Here is a 21,021-nt window from a genome sequence, read left to right on the forward strand (position 1 = left end):
CTGATATAGTTGGACGAGCTTTTGTAACAAACTTAGTATGCCATGAAAAGGTCTATTTTATTTTTGGGTATTCTTTTGTTGAGTGCTTATGCATCAGCACAAGGAGAATATGAGAAAAAGATGTTTATATCATCAACGGGCGATTCGTTGAATTATAGATTACTTCGCCCTGAAGTAGTAAATGGCGAGAAGAAATATCCATTGGTTTTATTTCTACATGGTGCCGGCGAACGCGGTGATGATAATGAGAAGCAACTCACACATGGTAGTCGGATGTTTCAGAATCCGGTAAACAGAGAGAAATATCCAACTTTCGTGCTCTGTCCTCAATGTCCTGTATCAGGCTATTGGGGGTACCCTTCTCGCCCTACGTCCTTTCAACCTTCGGAGATGCCTAGCTCGCCGGAGCAAACGCCGATATTTCGTGATGTGAAAGAATTGCTGGATATGTATCTTGCTATGCCACAGGTTGATAAAAGTCGAATTTATATTATTGGCCTTTCGATGGGCGGCATGGGTACTTATGATTTTGTTTGTCGTTTCCCCGATCTGTTTGCTGCTGCTATTCCTATCTGCGGCACAATAAATCCGGATCGGCTTAAAAAGGTGAAGAAGACTAGTTTTCGTCTATTCCATGGTGATAGCGACGATGTAGTACCTGTAGAAGGCTCTCGCGAGGCTTATAAAGCATTGAAAGCTGCTGGAGTAACCGTTGACTATATTGAATTCCCGGGATGCAACCATGGTAGTTGGAATCCTGCATTCAATTATCCGGGGTTTATGGATTGGCTTTTTCAGCAAAAGAAAAAATAGAGAGGTTTCTAATTGATTTACCCATTGCCGGAATCAATTCTGATCTTTTTCAGGTAAATCTGAAAGATGCAAAGAAAGCCAACTAATTCATTATTTTGAGTTAGTTGGCTTTTGCTCTTTATTAGAAGGAATGTTTCTGAGCCAAGGATTCCTTTTCTTTAGGCTCATCAATTAATTACATGATTACACTGGTTCGCTTCTTCTAGAGTGCTATAATATCGGTTGCTGGCCTACTTCCAACTAAAAGTATGTGATCCGGTGAATCATCATTTTCTTTCTCATAAACTCTCTTCTTCCGAATAGTAGTCTCCGTTTGCTTTAATCAAGGCAATGAGTTTATCTACAGCTTCTGCTTCAGGAATATTTTTTTCTATGCACTCTTTACGTTTATACAAGCTGATTTTGCCTCTGCCTGCACCTACGTAACCGTAATCGGCATCAGCCATCTCTCCCGGACCATTAACGATGCACCCCATGATGCCAATTTTTAGTCCTTTTAGATGTGACGTGGCTGCTTTTACACGAGCAATGGTGCTCTGTAGGCTGAAAAGTGTACGTCCGCATCCCGGGCAAGATATATATTCTGTTTTACTTGTACGTACGCGCCCTGCTTGCAAAATACCAAAGGCTGTTGCATCTATCGTTGCATGGCTAAGGTCGCCTTGGTTATGTAAAAAGATACCGTCGCAGAGGCCATCTAAAATTAAAGCCCCCATATCTGCAGCTGCTTTCACTTGCAAATCTTCGGCTTCGTTTTCGGAATAGTGCTGAAAAATCACCACCGGATTTTGAACCCCTTCTACCATAAGTTGGTGAACGGATGCTCTGTGTTCACCAACTCTATTAGGATGGTTACTCTGTGAGAGCAAAACAATCTCAGGGTGGACCTTCAAGCAAGCAATAACTTCATCGGTCAATGCCATGTAGGGCATAAACAGAAACTTAAGTTCCGCTGGGCAATTACCAATAGCCAATAGTTGTGTGTGATTGAAAGCTGGCCAACAGTTTTTTCCGGCTTTCTCAAATGAAACTTTCTCGGTTTCCCATACATCTGCATCGAGTATATAGTCAGGCCCTTCTTCGAGTTGAGCAGGTAATTCTCTTGCGGCATAGATATAATCGGGGATAAATTGAGGGTTCGTTTCGAATGTATTATCCATGCGATCGGATATAACTACCGGAACGTTCTCTCCACCAATGTTCTTAACCTCAACCGTTTGCCTACGTATAGGGGAGAGATAATTGAATTCCTTGGCTTCTAAACCTGGTATATAAGGATGTTTTGCACGTTGAGCGACGTAGTCAACCAATTTCTTGGCTACAGGTATTTCAGCTTCAGGTTCCTCACTTAGCGAAACTCGTACGGTATCTCCGTATCCATCTGCCAGTAAAGCACCGATACCTAGTGCTGATTTTATGCGTCCATCTTCTCCATCTCCAGCTTCGGTCACTCCCAGATGAAGAGGGAATTCCATCCCTTCTTTCTTCATGATTTCTACGAGTAACCTCACCGTTCTCACCATCACTACCGTATTTGAAGCCTTTATGGAGATAGCTACGTTGGTGAAATTCTCGGCAACACAAATGCGAAGAAACTCCATACACGATTCTACCATTCCCTCGGGTGTGTCTCCGTAGCGAGTCATGATGCGGTCAGATAAAGAGCCATGATTCACTCCAATACGAATAGCTGTATTGTTCTCCTTACATATATTTAGAAAAGTGACAAGGCGTTCACGAATCTTCTCTAACTCCTGTGCATATTCCTCATCGGTGTAGTTCACTTGCTTGAAAGTACGTGGTGCATCCAGATAGTTACCTGGATTGATACGCACTTTTTCGGCATATAGTGCCGCTACATCGGCTACTTTGGGAATGAAATGTATATCGGCTACGAGAGGATTCATATATCCCTGAGCTCTCAAGGCTATATTAATGTTTTTAAGGTTTTCAGCCTCTTTCACTCCTTGCGTAGTCAGGCGGACATAGTCACCTCCGGCATTTATAATTCTTTTTACTTGTTCCACGCAAGCTTCTGTATCTTGAGTGGATGTATTGGTCATTGACTGGATGCGGATTGGGTTCTTTCCCCCCAAAGCTATATCACCAATGTTAACCTCAGACGTTTCCCTTCGGGAATAGTTGAATAGATCCATTTAATTTGTTTTAAACTCATACTTCACCTCTTTCAGCTCTTCGTTGGCCTTAACAATCTTCTTTTTAAGTCCTTCTTTATAAGCAATGAATTTGGTTTCTAATTCTTTATCTTCCAGAGATAATATCTGGATAGCAAGAATTGCAGCATTGAGTGCGCCGTTTATTCCTACAGTCGCTACGGGAATTCCCGGAGGCATTTGTACGATGGCCAGTAGCGCATCCATGCCATCGAGTGTAGATTTTATTGGGACACCGATTACCGGTAACGGTGTGGATGCTGCAATAACTCCAGGCAAATGAGCAGCCATGCCGGCGGCAGCGATAATTACTTTAATCCCTCTTGAATGTGCATTTTTGGAGAATGCCTCTACAGCTTCCGGAGTGCGGTGAGCTGAGAGCGCGTTCATCTCAAATGGCACATGCAAATCATTAAGTAATTGAGCTGCTTTCTCCATAACGGGGAGATCAGATGTGCTACCCATGATTATACTAACAATTGGCATCATGCTATTGGTTTATTCGTTAACTGTTTTTTTGTATTCTTTATCGTCTAGTAGGGAATCAAAATCGGCATCGGCGGCTGGTTTTATTTTTATAATCCAACCTGCACCATATGGATCTTGATTAACCAACTCAGGTTTTTCTTCCAGCGTTTCGTTTTGTTCCAGAACTTCTCCTGCTACAGGCAGAAATAGGTCAGAAATAGTCTTTACAACCTCGATGGTACCAAACACTTCTCCGGCTTCAAGTTTCTCTCCTATGCTAGGAACGTCGACAAAAACAATGTCGCCCAGTTGTTCTTGTGCATAATCGGTAATGCCTATATAAGCTACGTCGCCATCCAGGCGAATCCATTCATGTTCTTTTGTATACTTTAATTCTTCAGGAAACTTCATAATTAGTAAAATTTAAAGGTTTATACTACTTAAATAAGAAAATTCTAAATAAGACATTTGTTACGGGGTGTAGCACCAATAACGCAGAGATGAAGCCCACACCAAATCCGGTTAGTACTTCGCTTAGCGTGTGGTGTTGCAAAATAATTCGGGCAGTCCCCAGTATGCCCGCTATGAGTAGAAATAGGCATAGCCACCATACAGGATTGTAACTGAATAATTCACTGAAAGAAATTAATCCTGCTACAATGCCCCCCATACCGATCATGTGCTCACTAAGCTTCCATTTTAGATTGACTATCGTGCTAATGCCCATGGCCAGTAGACTTGCCAAAATAATTCCCGACATGTACCAAGGTATGTTCAGCTTACGCATCATTAATAAGCAGAAAACGTAAGAGAGGATTGTTAGTATATAGGGTACATAACGTTTTTTGCGGTCAGTGAGATCTTTTGCTTCAAAGCCGTTGATTTTCCGAAATAAGAAGATCGTTAATGTGGGCATCAATATAGTGAAGCAATAAACAACTCCAAGTACAATCAACTTGTAAGTGAGCGGCATGATGCGTAGATACGAAAATAAGAACAAGATAAGAAATGCCACAAAAGGAATGGAGAACGGAGTGAAGATGCCGGATATAATTTGGGCAGTCCTGATCAATGTTCTATCTGCAATAATATGCTCTTCCATATGTTTTTTATTATTAAGTTCTTCGAGTTGTTTTTAAGTTTGTATTATCTTCTTAATCTTGCTACAGGTATGTTTAGCTGTTGACGATATTTGGCTACCGTCCTTCGAGCGATTGGATATCCTTTCTCTTTTAGAATGTCAGCCAGTTCATCATCTGTCAGCGGTTTCTTCTTGTTTTCATTGTCAATACACTCTTTTAATATCTTTCGGATTTCGCGAACAGACATCTCTTCGCCATCTTCAGTGGTATATCCATCACTAAAGAAGAATTTGAGGGAATATACACCGTAATTGGTTTGCACATATTTGCTGTTACTTACCCTTGATATAGTAGAGATGTCAAGTCTTGTGCGCTGGGCCACGTCTTTTAATATCATGGGGCGAAGCAGCGATTCATCGCCTTCAATAAAAAATGGACGTTGCAAATCGATGATTGCTTGCATGGTCGTTTGTAGTGTGTTTTGGCGTTGCTTTACGGCATCAATGAATCCTTGTGCCGAATCCATTTTTTGTTTGAGGAACATCATAGCCTCCTTCGACTCCTTTGTCTGATTGGCTCTGTTTTTAGTGTGCTCCTCAACCATCTCCGTGAAATCCCTACTCATCCGTAACTCGGGCATATTTCGATTGTTCATGCTAAGGATGATGGTTCCGTCATCATAAGTTTCAACCGTGAAGTCCGGAATGATCTGCTGCATATTTCGTCCGATCACTTCACCAAGAGAACTACCCGGGCGAGGGTTCAATTTGGTTATCTCAGCGATGGCTTCTTCAAACTCTTCTTCTTTCAATCCGAGCTTCTGGATAATTTTATCCCAATGTTTGCGGGTAAATTCTTCGTAACATTTCTCGATAATTTCAAGTTCTGTTTGCTGCAGTGGCGAGGATTCTTTTCGTAAGATTTGTATGGTCAGGCACTCTTGCAAGTTACGTGCACCTAATCCTGCAGGATCAAAATCCTGAATAATTTTCAAGACCTCTTCAAGTTCCTCCTCACAAGTATTTACTCCGGCATAGATGGCTAGCTCATCATTGATGCTTTCCAAGGATTTCCGAAGTAGCCCATCGTCATCAAGCGATCCGATGATGTATTCGGCCAGTTCATGTTCGTGCTCGGTGAGGTTTCGCTCGCCAAGTTGTTCTTTTAATATTTCGTAAAAAGAGGTCGCATCCGAAAAAGGAATTTCTTCCGCTTTTTCACCTTTTGAACGGTTGTTCTCTTGTAATTTATAATCAGGAATATCATCTTCGCTCAGATAGTCGCTTAATGAATCATATTCATTGGCGTCGTTTTCGCCTTCCTGAGCATCTGTAGCAGCCAGATCATCGGCAGCAGTTTCTTCTTTGCCTTCTTCCAAAGCGGGATTTTCAAGCAACTCGGCGCGCACACGATCTTCCAACTCCACTGCAGGAAGTTCCAGTAATTTCACAACCAGAATCTGTTGAGGTGAAAGAGTCTGAGTTTGTTGCTGTACTTGCGATTGCGTCTGACGGGAATTTTGTGCCATATTGCTTTCTTTAATCTAACGTTATCTCGCTACAAAAGTAATTATTTTAATTGATATTCGTAAATAGACAAATATCAATTATCAATAAAAAGGGTTATCTTTGTTGGACTAACTTAAAAACAGAACATTATGTTTTCAAAAGAAACCTATATGCAGCGAAGAGCACTGCTGAAAAAGACTGTAGGCTCTGGGATATTGTTATTTTTGGGTAATGATGAACATGGCTTGAATTATGCTGATAACGCATTTCGTTATCGTCAGGACTCCACCTTCCTTTATTATTTTGGTCTTGCTTTTTCCGGTCTTTCTGCTATTATTGATATTGATGAAGATAAAGACGTCATCTTTGGCGATGAATTGACTATTGACCATATTGTGTGGATGGGTACTCAGCCTACGCTGAAGGAGAAAAGCGAACTTGTGGGGGTGACACATACGATGCCTTCCGATACGATTGTGAGTTATTTGCATAAGGCTGCGCAAAAGGGTCAGACGATTCATTATCTCCCTCCTTACCGAGCTGAACATAACTTAAAATTACTCGAATTGTTGGGCATTTCTGTTGGGCATGAAAAAGTTTCGCTTGATTTCATTCGTGCCATCATTAAACAGCGTAGTTATAAATCTCAAGAGGAGATTGTTGAAATAGAAAAGGCTTGTGACATTACTGCCGATATGCATATTACTGCCATGAAGGTGCTTCGTCCCGGCATGAAGGAGTATGAAGTAGCTGCGGCTTTGGAAGCTGTTGCAGCTGCGGCAGGTGCCGATTTGTCGTTTCCGACGATTGCTACCATCAATGGGCAGACGTTGCACAATCACTATCATGGCAATACAGTGAAGCCAGGTGATTTATTTCTTATCGATGCCGGTGCAGAAGTCCCTATGGGATATGCCGGTGATATGTCATCTACCATTCCTGCTGATAAAACTTTTACTTTGCGTCAGAAAGAAATCTATGATCTTCAGGTAGCCATGCATCTCGAATCGGTGAAAGCTCTCAAACCGGGGATTCCTTTTGTTGATGTATATGATCTTTCGGCTCGTGTCATGGTGGAGGGAATGAAGCAACTTGGTTTGATGAAGGGCGATGCTGATGATGCAGTGCGTGAAGGGGCTCATGCTTTATTCTATCCACATGGATTAGGGCATATGATGGGACTCGATGTACACGACATGGAGAATCTCGGAGAAGTTTGGGTCGGCTATGACGGTAAGCCAAAGAGCACGCTGTTTGGTCGTAAATCACTTCGTCTTGCCCGTCCGCTTGAGGCAGGTTTTGTGCATACCATTGAGCCGGGCATTTACTTTATTCCCGAACTTATTGATTTATGGAAAGAGGAGAAGAGATTTGTCGACTTCATTAACTACGATGCTGTTGAGGCTTACAAGAACTTTGGAGGCATTCGTAACGAGGAAGATTATTTAATTACCGAGACTGGTGCTCGCCGCTTGGGTAAGAAGATTCCTCTGACTACGGACGAGGTAGAAGCCTTGAGATAATTAGACTCGAGCATGAAACAAGAAAATAAGGCAATCGTCTGTGCCGGTGTAGCTGTGCTAAGCTGGTCGACGGTTGCTTCTGCTTTTAAGATAGCGCTTTCACATCTTACCTCTTTTGAACTATTGCTCGTAGCTTCCTGTACTGCTCTATTGATCTTTACTTTTACCCTCTTTCTGCAGAAAAAGTGGAATTTGGTGCGTGCCTTGAGTGTGAAGCAATGGAGGCGATTTGTATGGATGGGTTTGCTAAATCCTGTGTTGTATTACTTGGTTTTGTTTAAGGCGTATGATTTACTCCCTGCTCAGATAGCCCAACCCATCAATTATACTTGGCCCATCGTGTTGTTGGTGCTACTTTCTTTGTTTGCAGGGCAACCTATACCTAAGAAGAAGTATATTGGCATGTTTCTTTCTCTTGCTGGCGTTGCACTTATCTCATTTGGTTCCGGTAGCCTGGGCGGAGAGTCTATTTCAGTAACAGGTATACTTCTTGCTGTGCTAACCGCTTTTCTGTGGGCTTCTTATTGGATTGTGACCAATAGATACAATGACGTGGATGGGACGGTTGCTTTATTTGCAGGTTTTCTTTTTGGCACTTTCTACCTCGTTATTGGAGCTTTTGTGGTAGGCACTAGTATTCATTCTCCTCTCGGACTATTATCAGGCATGTATGTAGGTGCTTTTGAGATAGGTATTCCTTTTGCTTGTTTTGGCTATGCCATACGAAAAACAAGTAATCCTGCATTGATCAATCAGATGTGTTATCTCTCCCCGTTCCTTTCTCTCTTTCTCATTCATGCAGTGCTGGGAGAGCAAATTGTTTTCTCTACTTACATCGGTTTACTGTTGATTGTATCGGGGATTGTTTTCAATGCCCGTCAGAAACAGACTACTGTTTCTTGCTAATCGCTTTAGTTATTAGTTATAATATCACACAAATTAGCTTTGCGTTGGGTATGATATAACTTCAGCGTGGTGAATTAACTAGATCAGCGTGGTGAAGTAGTTAATTCACCACGCTGATCTAGTTAATTCACCAAACCCCTCTTAGAAGGCCTGTGAGGATGGATCTGAAATATTTACTTTAGGTGTCATAGAACATAAAAAAAGGGTACTACAAACTAAGTTGTAATACCCTTCTTTTTAATGTCTTTTGAATCTCTTATTTCAGCTCAATACCTTTGTTGTATAACGTAACGTTTAGTAACGTTGCGTATTTGCTGTATTGCTCTGGTGAAAGTGTATTCTTCATCAACTTCAAGTTACCGTAAACTGCAGTCTTAAGCAGTTCGTCTTGTTTCTTGGTTGAATTAGAGGCCTTTTCCATTTTTTCTGTGAAATAATCAGAGATGTTAGCAACTTCTTCTGTCTGAGCAGAAGTCAGTTTCAAATATTGGCTCAACTTAGTTACGTTGATGTTACCTTCCCATTTTGCAGTCGTAGGTTGATTTCCTGCTGCAAATGTACTAGCAGCTAGGCAGAGCGCTGCCATTAATGTTAATCCTAATTTCTTCATAATACCTACATTTTAATTTGTTATACCTAAAAACTTTAAAACTTATACCTTTGAAAACTTATCTAAGCGTTTAGCTTTTCTTTTTACTTCTGCAAAGATAGAAATATGTTATATAACATAATAATCTATTTGAAGAAACTTTTGCTAAAAGTATCATTATTTGATGTACATCAATTATTATGGCTTAAAAATGGAGCTTTTATGGCTTTTGAGATATTAAAATGTATTTTTATGATTGTATCTGTTGTCAATATGACTTAGTCTACCTCTAGAAGTTATGCATTTAGCTTTTTTGTACAGCAAGATTGTAGAGTGGATGTTTTTTAGATTCCTAATCCGTCAATAAATGAACCCTCAATGGCTTTTTGTTGAATAATTCTCGAATATGGAGCAACATCTTGGGTAATCCACACATTTCCTCCTATTACACTATCATGGCCTATTGTTACTCTTCCGAGTATTGAGGAACTAGAGTAGATCGTTACGTTATCCTCAAGTATTGGATGCCGGGGGGCGTCAGCCTGATAGCTTAAATTTTCGAGTATAAGGCTTTTTGACCCTAATGTGACACCTTGATACAGGCGGACATGATTACCTATAATCGTAGTTTTTCCTATTACTACTCCTGTTCCATGATCAATGCTAAAGTATTCACCGATTTGCGCTGCGGGGTGTATATCAATGCCTGTTGCTGAATGGGCTAGCTCCGAAATGATTCTAGGTAGAATTGGAACCCCTTGTTTTAATAGCTCATGTGCAACACGATGATGTAGTAGAGCGGTGATTGCGGGGTAGCAGAAGATAACCTCCCCATAACTTTGGGTTGCAGGATTGCCGTCAATTATTGCTTTTACATCCTTTGATAAAAGCCGTTTTAAATTAGGAATTGCATTGATAAAAGTTACAGCAAGATTTGACGCTTCTTGATCTTTATTGCTAATATTGGCGCTTATTTCCGGATCAAAAGACAACCCACAGTGTATTTGTTCTTTTAGTAAAGAGTATATTCTTTCAAGATATACTCCTATATGAAAAGGTAGACTGTGCTTCCTTATGGTTCTGTCGCCAGAGTATCCCGGGAAAATGACGCTTCTTATGAGAGACATAATCTCTTCGGCCTTTTTGCTCGAAGGTAGAAGGTGTTCATATTGGGGAATATATTTATAGTCATCTACTAATTGATTAGATAAAATGTCCACATTTTCTTGAATTGCTTTTAATGCATCCAGATTTGTCATAAGCGGAGATATTAGGGTATTATAAATTGCATAATCAGTATTATCTTATTTTTTGTCTTAGATATCTATTTAGTACTTAAAGCTGCTACCGCCAAGGAACTCTCTGAGCAATGAGGTGGGAGGAATTTCTTTATCCTGAACAGGCGTAAAATACTTAATGAATTTGAGTAACCGATAAGCTTCACAATATTCGGGACTGTTGCGTGGTACATCAGTCAAAATGGGTTCGGCATGGCGGCGCAGGACGGCAAATTCAAAAAGTAATGCTGAATTGAACATGACGTCTGCATTCTCTTGGTAAGGGAATATCCATTTGTCTTCTCCTGCACGAACGCTTGGCCAACGCGAAATGGTTTCTTGTGCCGAATAACCTCTATAGTTAAAATCGCGTATAATGCGACGAAGCATCCGGTTGTCAGTCGTAGGAATCCAGTTATGATCGTCCAGCGAGATAGTGGTTAGTGCTGATACATATATTTTAAACTTATTGGATTCATTGATGTGGTTGGTTAATTCGGGGTTGAGGGCGTGAATGCCTTCCAGTATTAAGATCGTGTGATTATCTATCTTTAGTTTATCCCCACTGTACTCTTTTTTGCCTAGTGCGAAATTGAACCGGGGAAGATCCACTTCTTCTCCACGGAGAAGGGCTTCTAATTGCTGATTGAATAGCTTGAGATCTAGTGCATAGAGCGATTCGTAATCATACTTTCCGTTTTCATCAAGTGGTGTTTGTTCCCGGTCAACAAAATAATTGTCTAGCGAAAGAGGATAAGGTCTTAGCCCGTTAGTCATCAATTGTATGGAAAGCCTTTTACTGAAAGTTGTTTTTCCGGATGATGAGGGACCGGATATGAGGACTAATTTTACCCTATTACCATTTTCTCCCCGATGATATATTGTGTCAGCTATTTGTGAAATTTTCTTTTCTTGAAGAGCTTCGGCCACATTGATAAGATCTGTAGCATAACCTTGCGCGCAGGCAATATTAAAATCTCCGGCATTGCTCAGCCCCATAATATTGCTCCATTGAATGTACTCTTTAAATACGTCGAGCATTTTCTCTTGTTTAATGACCTCCTCCAGAACATTGGGATTGCTTCTTGTTGGGATACGAAGCAGCAGACCATCATAATACTTCACTAAGTCGAACTGTTTAACGTATCCTGTGCGTGGAACCAAATTGCCGTAATAATAGTCAATGGTATCTTCTAAGGTGTAATAATAGGTATATAGAGAACCGGATGATTCGAGCAGTTTTACTTTGTCATCCATTCCACGTTCATTAAAAATACGTACGGCTTCGGCGGTGTGACACTCTGTACGGTGAAAAGGGATGTTTGCTTCAACAATTTCATGCATGCGTACTTTTATTTGCGATACATCCTCGAGCGTAACGGTGCGTCCGATTGATAGGTTGCAGAAATAGCCTTTCGATACAGGATGTTCAACAAATAATTTTGCGGTGGGAAATATATCCGTAACTGCTTTGAAAAGGATGAAACAAAGTGAACGCGCATACGTGCGCATTCCTGAAGAATCTCTGATGTCGAGGAATTCTATATCCTTATTATTATAAACTTTAAAAGTTAATCCCTCGGAGCGATTATTTACTTTGGCACTGACAACAGGATAAGGAAAGTTGAGTTCTAAGCCATTATAAATATCTAGAAGCGAGCTTCCGATAGGGAATCCTTTATAAGTGTCGTTATTCTTGCAATATATCTGTACCATTCTGTATTAGTGTTTTAAAAAGAAGTTATATATAATGGACTAAATATATTACATTATTGCGTAGGAGGCAAACAATTACTAAACCAATTAAAAACGCAGTATCTTTTTTAGGCTTTTTTAAGTCCGCACTCTTGTTTATGGCTTGCTTATTCATCTAAAGGTTCAAAGTCTTCTTTTCCTACTCCGCAAAGAGGACAAATCCAATCCTCAGGGATATCTTCGAATGCTGTGCCCGGATCGATTCCGCTCTCAGGATCTCCTGCTACGGGATCATAAATGTAGTCGCATGCTGTACAAATATACTTCATAGATATTTTAATTATTAGAGTTATTCTTTTAAAAACAACATTGGCTTTTGTTTTGTTTCGTCTTTATTTAGGTTTATGGCTCGATGGCTGATAAAAAGCTCAATCGATCTTTTTTTAAATTATATGTTGTATTTTTGTAGCTTAAATAAACGCATATACTTATATGACTTCAATAAATGACGCTTATTATCATTCCGGTCTGAGTGAGGATGAAGTGAAAATAAACAGGGAAAAGTATGGTAGTAATCTTCTGACGCCACCGAAGCGTGCTTCTTTATGGAAACTTTATCTGGAAAAATTTGAAGACCCTGTAGTTCGTGTGTTGCTTATTGCTGCAGTATTCTCTTTACTCATTTCGATTATTGAAAATGAATATGCTGAGACCATTGGCATTATATGCGCTATTCTTCTAGCTACGGGTATTGGCTTTTTCTTCGAATACGATGCCAATAAGAAATTTGATCTGCTGAATACAGTTAATGAGGAGACGCTCGTTAAAGTAATACGTAGTGGAAAGGTACGTGAGATCCCTCGTAAGAATGTTGTTGTTGGTGATATAGTCATATTAGAAACTGGTGAAGAAATTCCGGCAGATGGCGAATTGATTGAAGCTATCTCTTTGCAAATCAATGAGTCAAACCTTACTGGAGAACCAGTGATAAATAAAACAACTGTTGAGTCTGATTTTGATGATGAAGCGACTTATGCTTCGAATAGGGTGATGAGAGGCACTACGGTGGTAGACGGTCATGGTACAATGAAAGTGCTTTGTGTGGGTGATGCAACAGAAATTGGTCAGGTTGCTCGCCAGAGTACAGAGCAAAGTGGAGAGCCAACTCCTCTAAACATTCAGCTTACTAAGTTGGCTAACCTGATAGGTAAGGTTGGCTTTTCTGTAGCTATTATCACTTTTGTCGTTTTTGTTTCAAAAGACTTATTTCATTACTTGAGTGAAAACGAAGTGAGCACTTGGCAGCAGTATATGATCATAGCGCAGATTGTATTGAAATATTTCATGATGGCGGTTACCCTGATTGTGGTGGCAGTGCCTGAGGGTTTGCCTATGAGTGTGACGCTGAGTCTGGCACTAAATATGCGTCGCATGCTAGCAACGAATAATCTTGTGCGTAAAATGCATGCATGCGAAACGATGGGAGCTATTACGGTTATCTGCACAGACAAGACGGGTACTTTGACGCAAAATCTGATGCAAGTACACGAACCTAACTTTTATGGATTGAAGAATGGAAGTGAGCTAGCTGATAATCTTATAAGCAAATTGGTTATTGAGGGCATTAGTGTGAACTCGACTGCTTTCTTGGAAGAACTAGAAACTGGACAAAAACCAAAAGGAGTGGGAAACCCCACGGAAGTAGCATTGTTGCTTTGGCTGAATGGCCTTCAACAAAACTATCTTGAGATTAGGGAGAAAGGGAATATTGTAGATCAACTAACTTTCTCTACTGAGCGGAAGTTTATGGCAACACTGGCTCAATCTTCACTTATAGGTAAAAAAATCATTTATATAAAAGGTGCACCAGAGATAGTACTCGCTAAATGTAAAGAGGTGGTGCTTGATAGTGGAAACGTGAGTGTGGGTGAATACCGCTCTACTATAGAATCTCAGCTATTGAATTACCAAAATATGGCTATGCGTACGTTGGGCTTTGCTTATAAGATCGTAGGCGATAATGAAGTAGGGGATTGTGTTTCTCTGGTGGCAGCCAATGATCTTAATTTTGTGGGTGTTGTGGCCATTTCTGATCCAATACGTCCAGATGTGCCTGCTGCGATAGTTAAATGTCAGTCGGCCGGTATCGACATTAAAATAGTAACGGGTGACACTCCGGGAACAGCGACTGAGATTGCACGTCAAATAGGTCTTTGGACTGCTGAAGATACAGAGCGTAATCGCATAACAGGGGTTGCCTTTGCTGGATTGAGTGACGCAGAAGCATTAGACCGTGTGATGGAATTGAAAATCATGTCGCGCGCACGTCCTACCGACAAGCAACGCCTTGTTCAACTTTTGCAGCAAAAAGGGTCCGTTGTGGCTGTTACGGGAGATGGAACCAATGACGCACCTGCTCTAAACCATGCTCAAGTAGGGCTTTCGATGGGGACAGGAACTTCTGTGGCTAAAGAAGCAAGCGACATTACGTTACTTGATGATTCCTTCAATAGTATAGGAACTGCTGTGATGTGGGGGCGCTCGCTTTATAAAAATATTCAACGTTTTATAGTCTTTCAACTTACCATTAACTTTGTAGCTCTGCTTATTGTTCTGTTGGGATCATTTGTTGGCACGGAATTACCGCTGACAGTTACGCAAATGTTATGGGTGAATCTAATCATGGATACATTTGCAGCTCTTGCACTCGCTTCTATTCCGCCGAGCGAAGGTGTAATGGATGAGAAACCTCGACGCAGCGATGATTTTATTATCACTAAAGCAATGCGATATAATATTCTTAGCGTTGGCTCGGTTTTTCTGCTCGTGCTTATGGGTATGATTTATTATTTTACGGATGCCAACGGTGTGATGACGGTGCATCGGTTGACTATCTTCTTCACTTTCTTTGTGATGTTACAGTTCTGGAATTTGTTTAATACCCGTGTTTTCGGGACAATCGATTCTGCTTTTAAAGGATTAAGTAGATCGTATGGTATGGAATTGGTTGCATTGGCTATCCTTGGCGGGCAATTTTGTATCGTACAATTTGGTGGAGAGGTCTTTCGTACCGAACCTCTTAATTGGGGTACATGGATTGCTATTATTGCTTCCTCTTCTCTTGTGTTATGGGTGGGAGAGGTCATCCGTTTAGTTCGTCGACTAATTAAATAAGAAAAAATGAAAAGAGAAGGAATTAAAAATCTCATAATTGATTTTGGCGGTGTATTGATAGACCTTGATCGCCAACGATGCATTGATAGTTTCAAGAAATTAGGTTTTCATAATGTTGATGAATTTATTGATCCTTATCGACAACAAGACTTCTTCATGGAGTTTGAGAAGGGGTTGATTACTGCTTCTGATTTCCGTGACGCTATTAGAAAACAAACCGGCAAATTGATTACTGATGAACAGATTGATGCTGCCTGGAATACTTTTCTGATTGGTATCCCCACATATAAGCTGGATCTTTTGCTCCAATTGCGTGAACATTATGTGGTGTATTTACTGAGTAATACCAACGAGATACATTGGAAATGGGCTTGCGAAAATACTTTTTCTTATAAAGGCTTTAGAGTGGAGGATTATTTTAAGAAAATGTTTATTTCGTTTGAGTTGCATGAAGCTAAACCAGAGGTGGATATATTCAAAATATTGCTTGAAGATACTGGTATAGTTCCCCAAGAAACTCTTTTTATCGATGATGCATCGGCTAATTGCCTCACTGCAGAATCGCTAGGTATTACTACTTATACTCCTGAAGCTCACGAAGATTGGAGTCACCTTTTTTAATAATTATTTTAGCAATGCAGATTATTCGTAATATACCCGGAACTTTACCAGAGCCATGTGTGGCAACAATTGGTTTCTTTGATGGCGTGCACATGGGGCACAGATTCTTAATTAATCAGGTCAGAGAAGTTGCTTTGTCTAAAGGTTTACATTCTGCATTGATTACTTTTCCTGAGCATCCTCGAAAAGTGATGAATTCTGATTATCGTCCGGAATTACTAACTACTAGTAATGAAAAGATTACCCTTTTAGAAGGTACTAAAGTGGATGAGTGTATTATGCTCGATTTTACGGATGAAATAGCAAAGCTGACTGCACGTGAATTTATGAAGAATGTTCTTAAAGAGCGCTATAATGTACAAGTCCTTGTCATAGGCTATGATCACCGTTTCGGTCACAATAGAAGCGAAGGCTTTGAAGACTATACTTTGTATGGGAAGAGTATAGGCATGGAAGTTGTTCTTGCTGAGGCCTGTTTGCTAGATCAAGTCCATGTAAGCTCTTCGGTGATTCGTTCCTATTTGCAGAAGGGAGAGGTTGATGTGGCTGCACGCTGTTTAGGCTATGAATATGCTATAGGAGGTGTTGTTGTGGGAGGATATAAAGTTGGCCGTAAGATTGGGTTTCCAACAGCCAATCTTCGTATTGAAGACCCTGAGAAGTTAGTGCCCGCTGATGGAGTATATGCTGTTAGGGTGGATATTGAAGGACAGGGTTATAATGGGATGCTGAATATTGGCTATCGACCTACTCTAGACAATGGATTAAGTCGTAGTATTGAAGTACACATCCTTCATTTTAATTCGGATATTTATGATTCTACGATTCGTTTATCCTTTGTGCAACGGATCCGCTCGGAGATGAAATTTTCAGGATTAGATGAGTTGGTGAGCCAGCTTAATAAAGATGCCGTGATGGTTGAAGCGATATTGGGATAATTCTATATCCTATTTTTTCTTTTCTTCATTGTTTGTATTTTGTTTATATAGTGTTGCATATATTCGCTTCATTGGCTCCGAAGCGAATATTTGAAGTGATTATGACCATTTACACCTTGTTTATATTGAAAAACGTTCTTTATTTACTGTTTTTCGATAAATAATTTGTTGATATCAGAAATAATATATTTATTTGCATATCGAAAAACGATAAATTATTATTGAATTGATAAGTATAAAGATTGTTGGTCTTATGAAAAAATCATTTTTAAGCATTACAACGCTAGTTGTTTCCATCTCAATGGTAGTCATGTTTATTTGTGGAACAGCTGCTTATGCACACACCCTTCAAAAAAACGTTCAGAATAAAACCGTATCTTTGCAACATTAATAAAAGAAGATGAAAACGGCTATAAAACTTGTGTTGATCTATTTTGTTTGCCAGATAGCGGGAGCACTGCTGGTGATGATTCCTTCTTTTATTATCAATTTAATAAAAGAAGGAGATATAGAGAAAACGAGTAGTTTAACTCTTGCTCTCTCCATGTTCGTGGGCTTTCTATTAATGGGTTTTTATTTATATAAGGCAGGCTATATAAGTAAGGAAAGGGTGACATGGTCGCCTATATCTGTGAGTTACCTCCTTTATTCTATTATTATTGCTGTCTCGAGTATTATTGTAATTGATTTTTTGATGTCCGCAATGCCTTGGTTGCCTAATTGGTTGGAAGATTCATTCAATCTTTTACAATCTGGCTGGTTTGGTATTGCTTGCGTTGCAGTATTAGGGCCTATTCTGGAGGAGTTGCTTTTCAGAGGCGGAGTTACTAAAGTACTCCTAAAAAAATATACTCCCGCACAAGCGATCATCTTCTCTGCGCTTATCTTTGGCGTATTTCACTTGAATCCTGTTCAGATAGTGGGAGCAAGTCTCATGGGTCTTCTGTTGGCTTGGGTTTATTATAAAACAGCTAGTTTGATTCCATGTATCTTGATGCATATTGTTAATAATACTTTGTCGGTTTATCTTAATTTTGAATATCCAAATGCAGAGTATATGCGAGATATAGCAGGAGGTAATAGCTATTATGCTGCGGTTGCTGCTGCAGCTGTGTTGCTTGTTATCACTTGTCTATTGATGAGAAAAACATCTGTTGCTTATAATTGGAAGCAAGAGGAGAATACTGATGAAATAATGAAAGGCATATAGATTATGAAGCGAAGATTGAATATACTTTGTTTGTTGGTTCTTTTGGTGTTAAGTTATTCTGTGTTTGAATCGTTATATGAATTCGGTAGGGGGTTTTCTGCAGGTATAAAGATAGCGATGAATACTCGTGAGAAAAAGATGGAGAATCCGGCTGTAAACATGAAAATGATTGCTTTGATGCCTAAAGATTTCTCGAACTTCTCTGATTCTGTTTATAATGAGAAGACTCATTCTTATGTTCCTGTACTGTACAGTCAGTTGCTTGTTAGCGTGGAGTCTAAGCCAACAGTATGGAATATGTTAGGTGTGGCACTTTCTTCACTCTTTGAGGTGCTTTCTATTGTACTTTCTATTTTTATTTTTGTGAAGTTGGTTATTTCTATCAATAAATCAGATATATTTAATTGGAAAAATGTGCGCCGTCTTCGTTGGTTGGGTGGAACCTTGATTTTTAGTTTTTTGTGTTCGGCCATTTCTATCTGCATCAATAGTTTTGAACTTTTTTCATTGCTTTCAATACCAGGTTATTCATTACATCTATCAGAGCTCTTGTCTATTCTGACGTTGGTACTAGGTATTGTTTCGCTCATTGTGGGTGAGATTTTTGCTATAGGCTTGCGCTTGAAAGAGGAACAGGATTTAACGATTTGAAATAAGGATAGAGATGAAATTGAAAATAAATATAATTTGTACGTTGATATTCATCGCGATGGGTATGTCGTTGGCCACTTCATTTGTGCAAGGAATACCTGACTTTCTTATTGGGTTCCAAGAAGGAAGTCGCGAAAATGTAAAAGATGTAGCCCGTTTTATTCGTTTAAGCCCAGCAGATGCTACAGCGTTTAACGATTCTGTACTCAATACGTCTGATGGTAGATGGATACCTGCACAATATAGGGAGGTTATCCTTCATGATAGTAATAAGACTTTTAGTATAATTGCAGGAGTCGTATACTATTTTTTAGCTTTAGTTTATTTTATAGTGGTTATCGTTCAACTAGTGATGTTTATCAAGTTTATTAGAGCAGTAAATCGGTCGATTATTTTCGATTGGAGTAATGTCATAAAACTTCGCTGGATAGGGACTTTGATGTTGATATCTTTTGCTGCTTCTGCTATTGGTCGCTCTCTGCATTATTTGGATAATGTAGCTAATGTGAAGATTTCCGGGTATACTGTCAATACAATAAATGTGTGGGATTTCAATTTGCTAATTCTAGGTTTGGGGGCATTACTGATGGGCGAAATTTTTGCTATAGGCTTGCGATTGAAAGAGGAACAGGATTTAACGATTTAAGAAAGAAGGAAAAGTATGTCTATAATAGTGAACTTAGATATTATGATGGCTCGAAGAAAAATTTCTTTGGGAGAATTGGCCGAAAAGGTTGATATTACGCCAGCTAACCTTTCTATCTTGAAAACAGGAAAGGCGAAAGCAGTTCGCTTTTCTACTCTTGAGGCAATATGTAAGATTTTAGATTGTCAGCCTGGAGATATCTTGGAGTTTAAGGATGATGAAGAGCAAAAGAGTGAGCAGTAAGTGATAAAGAAATTAGTAGGTTTTGTTCAACTTAGTGGAAACAAAGCAAAAGGAGGAAAGTGGTTACTTTCCTCCTTTTGCTTTAAATGCTAATGCGTACATTCTCATTTGTTTTACCATAGATAATAATCCATTACTGCGAGTAGGTGACAAATGCTCTCGTAGTCCTATTTTGTCAATAAAGTAAAGGTCTGTGTTTAATATTTCATCAGGAGTATGGCCCGAGACAATCTTTATTAGTAAAGCAATAATTCCTTTTACTATAAGAGCATCACTTTCTGCTTTGAAAATGAGCTTACCTTCTACTTCTTCTGCTTGTAGCCATACACGGCTTTGACAACCTTCTATGAGATTTTGCTCTGTTTTATATTTTTCGTTCATGGGAGCTTGTTCATTGCCTAAATCAATGAGCAATTGATAGCGATCCATCCAGTCACTGAAATCATTGAATTCTGCAATGATTTCATCTTGTAATTCGTTAATAGACATTCTTTTTTATTTTTCGTTGTAAATTACTTCTAATACAGTTTGTCCAACAGCTTTTAAGGTTGCTTTGTCTATGACATCCATTGTGTCATTTACCGTATGCCAAAAATATCCAAAACCTCCATCTTTCTGGTCGGTAGGTACGATATCAATACTTGGAATGCGTGCAATAGTGTTCACAAATAAATGATCGTCGGTTACTCCTCCGCCATCTTCATCGATAAAATAGTTGCCATAGCCTAAACTGTTTGCTTTTTCCCAAACTTTTTGTACCACATTTTTGGCATATTTGTTAGAATAGCTTTCTTTGTAGAAAGTCGCATTCTTCCCTCCAACCATGTCAAATAGAATTCCAAAGCGGGCATTATAACCCTGTACATGTGGATTCTTGGCCCAATACTGTGTACCTAAACACCAATATTCTTCTTTATGTTTTCCTTCATAAAATTCAGGAGCGCCATAGTCTTCTGCATCGAAAAAGATAATATCAACCCCCAATTCGGGTTGTTTCTGATTGATGAGACGCGCGATCTCTAATAATGCTCCAACGCCGCTGGCTCCATCATTTGCTCCAAGAATAGGAGTGTGGTAATTCTTTTCGTCAGGATCGTTGTCAGCCCAAGGACGAGTATCCCAATGAGCAAAAAGGAGTATTCGTTTCTTATTCTCAGGATTATATGAGCCTATGATGTTGCGGGCTTTTAAAATTTTACCGTCATAGCCAATTAAGTCAGCGTATTGATTGGTAACGGTGGCTCCAAAGTCAGCTAACTTTTTTGCCAGATAGTTTCCACAGGCCACATGTTCGGAAGTATTTGGTACCCGTGGACCAAAGTCAACTTGAGCTTTGACATATTGGTATGCGCTATCGGCGTCAAACTCAGGAGCTTTTACTTGCTGTTCAATACTTTCTGTTTTTTCAGACGATTTCTTGTTGCTTCCACAAGATATTGTCGTGAAAACGACTAAACTCATTAGAGAAAACATATAATAACTCTTCATAGGCTTTATTTTCTT

21 protein-coding genes are annotated in these 21,021 nt (G+C 39.6%); 10 read left to right on the plus strand and 11 right to left on the minus strand.

Annotated features, from left to right (window positions below; genetic code table 11):
• Positions 1–42: 42 nt before the first annotated feature.
• Positions 43–813, plus strand: coding sequence for a carboxylesterase family protein (locus BQ5338_RS15875; RefSeq protein ID WP_071147728.1), 771 nt, complete (start codon positions 43–45; stop codon positions 811–813).
• A 278-nt stretch (positions 814–1,091) separates the two neighbouring features.
• On the opposite strand, the gene BQ5338_RS15880 is transcribed toward BQ5338_RS15875, so the two are convergent.
• The 5 genes from BQ5338_RS15880 to rpoN are packed head-to-tail and all read right to left on the minus strand — an operon-like array spanning position 1,092 to position 6,065.
• On the minus strand, positions 1,092–2,969 hold the full coding sequence (locus BQ5338_RS15880; RefSeq protein WP_071147729.1) for a 4-hydroxy-3-methylbut-2-en-1-yl diphosphate synthase: 1,878 nt from the start codon (positions 2,967–2,969) through the stop codon (positions 1,092–1,094).
• Positions 2,970–3,476, minus strand: a complete 507-nt coding sequence (gene purE / locus BQ5338_RS15885; protein ID WP_071147730.1) for a 5-(carboxyamino)imidazole ribonucleotide mutase — start codon at positions 3,474–3,476, stop codon at positions 2,970–2,972.
• Between the two features lie 9 nt (positions 3,477–3,485).
• Positions 3,486–3,866 (minus strand): glycine cleavage system protein GcvH, encoded by a 381-nt coding sequence (gene gcvH, locus BQ5338_RS15890; protein WP_071147731.1) that lies wholly within the window; start codon positions 3,864–3,866, stop codon positions 3,486–3,488.
• A gap of 25 nt (positions 3,867–3,891) precedes the next feature.
• A complete protein-coding gene (locus BQ5338_RS15895) occupies positions 3,892–4,557 on the minus strand; it encodes a phosphatase PAP2 family protein (RefSeq protein WP_071147732.1) in 666 nt (221 codons plus the stop codon).
• Positions 4,558–4,601: 44 nt separating this feature from the next.
• On the minus strand, positions 4,602–6,065 hold the full coding sequence (gene rpoN / locus BQ5338_RS15900; protein ID WP_071147733.1) for an RNA polymerase factor sigma-54: 1,464 nt from the start codon (positions 6,063–6,065) through the stop codon (positions 4,602–4,604).
• A 129-nt stretch (positions 6,066–6,194) separates the two neighbouring features.
• On the opposite strand from rpoN, the gene BQ5338_RS15905 reads away from it, so the two are divergent.
• Positions 6,195–7,568 (plus strand): aminopeptidase P family protein, encoded by a 1,374-nt coding sequence (locus BQ5338_RS15905; RefSeq protein WP_071147734.1) that lies wholly within the window; start codon positions 6,195–6,197, stop codon positions 7,566–7,568.
• A gap of 12 nt (positions 7,569–7,580) precedes the next feature.
• On the plus strand, positions 7,581–8,474 hold the full coding sequence (locus BQ5338_RS15910) for a DMT family transporter (RefSeq protein WP_071147735.1): 894 nt from the start codon (positions 7,581–7,583) through the stop codon (positions 8,472–8,474).
• 256 nt (positions 8,475–8,730) lie between these two features.
• Here BQ5338_RS15910 and BQ5338_RS15915 read toward each other — a convergent pair whose 3' ends face one another.
• The 4 genes from BQ5338_RS15915 to rd form a co-directional block, all read right to left on the minus strand.
• On the minus strand, positions 8,731–9,084 hold the full coding sequence (locus BQ5338_RS15915; protein ID WP_071147736.1) for a hypothetical protein: 354 nt from the start codon (positions 9,082–9,084) through the stop codon (positions 8,731–8,733).
• 323 nt (positions 9,085–9,407) lie between these two features.
• Complete coding sequence (locus BQ5338_RS15920) at positions 9,408–10,322, minus strand: serine O-acetyltransferase (protein WP_071147737.1); 915 nt, start codon at positions 10,320–10,322, stop codon at positions 9,408–9,410.
• Between the two features lie 69 nt (positions 10,323–10,391).
• Complete coding sequence (locus tag BQ5338_RS15925) at positions 10,392–12,056, minus strand: nucleoside kinase (RefSeq protein ID WP_071147738.1); 1,665 nt, start codon at positions 12,054–12,056, stop codon at positions 10,392–10,394.
• A 146-nt stretch (positions 12,057–12,202) separates the two neighbouring features.
• On the minus strand, positions 12,203–12,364 hold the full coding sequence (gene rd / locus BQ5338_RS15930; protein WP_071147739.1) for a rubredoxin: 162 nt from the start codon (positions 12,362–12,364) through the stop codon (positions 12,203–12,205).
• A 163-nt stretch (positions 12,365–12,527) separates the two neighbouring features.
• Between rd and BQ5338_RS15935 the strand changes: the two genes are divergently transcribed.
• The 7 genes from BQ5338_RS15935 to BQ5338_RS15965 all read left to right on the plus strand — a co-directional run bounded on the left by BQ5338_RS15935 (position 12,528) and on the right by BQ5338_RS15965 (position 19,518).
• On the plus strand, positions 12,528–15,209 hold the full coding sequence (locus tag BQ5338_RS15935) for a calcium-translocating P-type ATPase, PMCA-type (protein ID WP_071147740.1): 2,682 nt from the start codon (positions 12,528–12,530) through the stop codon (positions 15,207–15,209).
• A 6-nt stretch (positions 15,210–15,215) separates the two neighbouring features.
• Positions 15,216–15,830: an HAD family hydrolase gene (locus tag BQ5338_RS15940; protein ID WP_071147741.1), complete on the plus strand. Its 615-nt coding sequence runs from the start codon at positions 15,216–15,218 to the stop codon at positions 15,828–15,830.
• A 14-nt stretch (positions 15,831–15,844) separates the two neighbouring features.
• Entirely contained in the window at positions 15,845–16,768 is a 924-nt protein-coding gene (locus BQ5338_RS15945; protein ID WP_071147742.1) for a bifunctional riboflavin kinase/FAD synthetase, read from the plus strand.
• A gap of 400 nt (positions 16,769–17,168) precedes the next feature.
• A complete protein-coding gene (locus BQ5338_RS15950; protein ID WP_071147743.1) occupies positions 17,169–17,978 on the plus strand; it encodes a CPBP family intramembrane glutamic endopeptidase in 810 nt (269 codons plus the stop codon).
• Positions 17,979–17,981: 3 nt separating this feature from the next.
• Positions 17,982–18,629 (plus strand): DUF2975 domain-containing protein, encoded by a 648-nt coding sequence (locus BQ5338_RS15955; RefSeq protein ID WP_071147744.1) that lies wholly within the window; start codon positions 17,982–17,984, stop codon positions 18,627–18,629.
• 13 nt (positions 18,630–18,642) lie between these two features.
• A complete protein-coding gene (locus BQ5338_RS15960) occupies positions 18,643–19,275 on the plus strand; it encodes a DUF2975 domain-containing protein (protein ID WP_078063522.1) in 633 nt (210 codons plus the stop codon).
• A 15-nt stretch (positions 19,276–19,290) separates the two neighbouring features.
• Positions 19,291–19,518, plus strand: a complete 228-nt coding sequence (locus tag BQ5338_RS15965) for a helix-turn-helix domain-containing protein (RefSeq protein ID WP_071147746.1) — start codon at positions 19,291–19,293, stop codon at positions 19,516–19,518.
• A 63-nt stretch (positions 19,519–19,581) separates the two neighbouring features.
• Here the strand turns inward: BQ5338_RS15965 and BQ5338_RS15970 are convergent, their stop codons facing one another.
• A complete protein-coding gene (locus tag BQ5338_RS15970; protein ID WP_071147747.1) occupies positions 19,582–20,007 on the minus strand; it encodes a SufE family protein in 426 nt (141 codons plus the stop codon).
• Positions 20,008–20,013: 6 nt separating this feature from the next.
• Complete coding sequence (locus BQ5338_RS15975) at positions 20,014–21,006, minus strand: M20 family metallopeptidase (protein ID WP_071147748.1); 993 nt, start codon at positions 21,004–21,006, stop codon at positions 20,014–20,016.
• Positions 21,007–21,021 lie beyond the last annotated feature (15 nt).

Source organism: Bacteroides ihuae (assembly GCF_900104585.1).
GTDB lineage: Bacteria > Bacteroidota > Bacteroidia > Bacteroidales > Bacteroidaceae > Bacteroides > Bacteroides ihuae.